The sequence below is a fragment of the Corallococcus sp. AB030 genome (assembly GCF_003668965.1).
In the GTDB taxonomy this organism is placed as follows: domain Bacteria; phylum Myxococcota; class Myxococcia; order Myxococcales; family Myxococcaceae; genus Corallococcus; species Corallococcus exiguus.
The window spans coordinates 1-3,062 of record NZ_RAWQ01000045.1 but is presented as its reverse complement, the minus strand read 5'-3'; the positions used below and the strand labels follow the sequence as shown (position 1 = coordinate 3,062).

Annotated in this window: 3 protein-coding genes; 1 reads left to right on the top strand and 2 read right to left on the bottom strand. The window is 68.8% G+C overall.

Going from position 1 to position 3,062, the window contains the following annotated elements:
- Positions 1–364: 364 nt before the first annotated feature.
- Positions 365–1,198: a mechanosensitive ion channel family protein gene (locus tag D7Y15_RS13910; RefSeq protein WP_121752881.1), complete on the bottom strand. Its 834-nt coding sequence runs from the start codon at positions 1,196–1,198 to the stop codon at positions 365–367.
- 178 nt (positions 1,199–1,376) lie between these two features.
- On the opposite strand from D7Y15_RS13910, the gene D7Y15_RS13905 reads away from it, so the two are divergent.
- Positions 1,377–2,540 carry a hypothetical protein gene (locus D7Y15_RS13905; RefSeq protein ID WP_120581166.1) on the top strand — a complete coding sequence of 388 codons (1,164 nt, stop codon included), beginning with the start codon at positions 1,377–1,379 and terminating at the stop codon, positions 2,538–2,540.
- 12 nt (positions 2,541–2,552) lie between these two features.
- Here the strand turns inward: D7Y15_RS13905 and D7Y15_RS13900 are convergent.
- Positions 2,553–3,062: hypothetical protein (locus D7Y15_RS13900; protein WP_233604948.1), on the bottom strand; the 510-nt coding region annotated here is incomplete at its 5' end.

Genomic DNA, 3,062 nt, shown 5'->3' with positions numbered 1-3,062 from the left:
CTCATGTACTCCGCGCTCGGGGACGCCATCGCGGGCGCCACCCGGGGCGGTGGCGTTCGCGAGAAGTAAGGCCTGCCGCTGATTCCGGGATGACGCCCTGCGCCGTTCTCTCGTGAGAAGCGGAGGGTGGGTCAAATCCGCACTGGCCACACTATTCCGTGGGCAACCGAGCTGTCATGGGGGCGCCCAGCCGGAAGTGCGAATGAATTCGCGTATTTATTGGAAGAGGCGGGATCCCCGAACTCATCACCGGAAGGACTCACGGTGTCGCTCAGAGGGGAACCTGCTCGCGGGGTCGTCCTCCCGCCAGGAGGGGGAGCAGGCCGGACGCCGGCCTGCTCGCCACCCGTCACCGACTGCGTTTTCAGCCCGCCTTCGCCAGCTGCGGCGGCGGCGCGGTCAGCAGGGCCGCCGTGGGCACGATGTAGTTCGCGGCCAGGAGGATCTCCGCGATGGCATCGCCCACGTTGGCCTGCGTGTCGTTGTACTCGGTGGGCTTGCAGAAGATGCACACCGCCAGGATGGGGCCCTGGAACGTGAACTCCGCGACCTCTACCTGCGGCACGGGCTTCTCCTGGACGCCCTTCACCGTGGCCATGCGATCCACCAGGGCCTGCTGAAGCACCCGCACGTCCACGCCGTGCATCAGCGGCACCTTCACCGTCATCTTGCGGTACGGGTGGTGGCTGTAGTTGATGATGTTGTCGCTGAACATCTGGTTGTTGCCCACGGCGATCCGCACGTTGTCCGACGTGTCGAGCGTGGTGACGAACAGGCCGATCTCCTGGACGATGCCCACGACGCCGCCCGCTTCAATCTCTTCGCCCACGCGGAAGGGGCGCAGCACCAGCAGGAAGATGCCCGCGGCGAAGTTGGCCAGCAGCCCGGACCAGGCCGCGCCAATGGCGATACCCGCGGCGGCGATCAACGCGGCGAAGGACGTGGTCTCCACGCCCATCAGCCCCAGGATGCCGACGATCAGCATTATCGTGAGCGTGCCGGTGAACAGCGAACCGACGTAGCGGATCAGCGTGGCGTCCAGCTGCCGCCGCTGCAGGCCCATGTCCAGCACCTTGCGGAAGCCGGCGATGACCGTCCGCCCGATGAACCAGACGAACAGCGCCCCAATGACCTTGAGCAGCAGCGGGAGCGCTTCGGTCAGGGCAAGTGACTTCAATTGAACGACGATTTCATCCATGGTTCGAACTCCCTTGACCCGGACCGGGTGTGCGACGTGCCTTTTGCACGGGACGGGTCGGGGCATGCAAGCCGGGTTGCCTTGAATCCATATTTTTCCACGAGGGCAGTCATGACCCGCCCGGGGTCGTGATGGCTGGGCCTTGCGTGGAGGGAGCGCGAGGCTGAGGTTGCGGCGCATGCGCCTCCTCCCGGTCGCGGTCTCGCTGTTCCTGAGCGCCTGCACGGCCTCCCGCGTCGCGGTGCCTCCGCCCGCGGGCGAGGAGGTGACGGTCTTCGTTCCTGGGTACCGCGGGTCGTTCCTCGCGACGGCGGACGGCGAGCATGAGCGGGCCTGGGTGTCCGTGGGCGACGTGCTGACGCGCGGTGAGCGGTCGCTGGCGCTGCCGTTTCCTGGCCAGCGGGCGACGCCGGGCTTCGGGCCGCTCGAGGCGGACGGGCCGGTGACGCGCTTCACGGTGCTGCCATGGGTGGCTCGCTACGACGTCTACAAGCGCTTCCTGGAGTTCGGGCGCGAGCGGCTGCCGGGCTTCGTCGTCTTCGACTACGACTGGCGGCAGGACAACCGCGTGACGGCGAACCGGCTGTGCGCGCTGCTGGATTCGCTCGCGGAGGCGCGGGGTGGCCGGGTGAAGGTGAACCTGGTGGCGCACAGCATGGGCGGGCTGATCACGTTGCACTGCCTGCGCTACGGCACCGGTGACGACACGGGCGAGCCCACGTGGGCGGGCGCGCGGCACGTGAAGCGCGTGGTGTTCCTGGGCACGCCGTTCCGGGGCGCGCCGGGCATGTTCGACGACTTCACCCTGGGCACGCCGGTGGGACGCAACCGGTCGCTGCTGTCACCGGAGGCGCTCTTCACCTTCGCGTCCGCGTTCCAGCTCCTGCCCATGGAGAGCGACTTCTTCGTGGACGCGAGCGGCCAGCCGGTGACGTTCGATGCCTACCGTCCGGGCGCGTGGGTCGACGGCGGGTGGGGCGTGTTCCAGGACGCGGCGGTGCGGGAGCTGCCCGCGTATCGCCAGTGGCTGGAGCGCATGCTGGAGGCGCGCTCGCAGCTGGCGCGCTCACTCTCCGAGCACGATGAACCGCCGCCGCCCTTCCGCACGCTGGCGGTGGTGGGCGTGGGGCATCCGTTGATCAAGTCGTTCCGGCTCATCGACGGGAAGCCCACGTTCGAGGATCCGGTGCTCGCGGACGGAGATGGTTCGGTCCTGACGGCGCGGGCCATGCCGCCCGGGCCGCTCCACGTGGACCGGCTGGAGACGCAGGCGGACCACGTGGGGATGATGGGTGACGAGGAGGTCCAGGAGGCCGTCGCGCGCTTCGTCACCGGCGACTGACCTGGGGGCGGATCAGTCGCCCTGGATGGCGGCCTGCCAGTCGCCGTCCGAGGAGATGCCCACGCGCATGCCGATGTAGCTCTTCTCCTTGCGCATGTCGGTGATCATCTCGTCCGGATAGATGCCCTTGAGCAGGGCGAAGTCCGCGTCGGTGGCGCCTTCACGGAAGGCGGTGGGCCACCAGTACAGATTGCCCTCCTGGTAGAAGGGGAGGTTGAGGACGTGGACCAGCCGCGCCAGCACCGGCTGCGGGCTGTCCTTCCACTCCTCCTGGATGCGCCAGGTAGTGGCCATGTCCTGGTCGGGGTCGTAGGAGAAGCGCACGCTCGGGCCCTTCTCGTCCCCCAGCTTCTGGAGGCCCGCGTAGTCGCACGCGACGGCGGCCTTGATGATGCGCTCGCGCATGGACGCCACGGCCGGAGGCAGGGGCTTCGCGGTGGGCTTGGGGATGGGGCTCAGCCGGCTCGCCGAGCACGACGCCGCGGCCGGGGCGCTCGGCTTGGAGGCAGGCGGTGCAGGGGG

Excerpts from the sequence above, each read along its gene's own strand:
- D7Y15_RS13910 (WP_121752881.1), bottom strand. The coding sequence starts at position 1,198 with ATGGATGAAATCGTCGTTCAATTGAAGTCACTTGCCCTGACCGAAGCG.
- D7Y15_RS13905 (WP_120581166.1), top strand. The coding sequence starts at position 1,377 with ATGCGCCTCCTCCCGGTCGCGGTCTCGCTGTTCCTGAGCGCCTGCACG.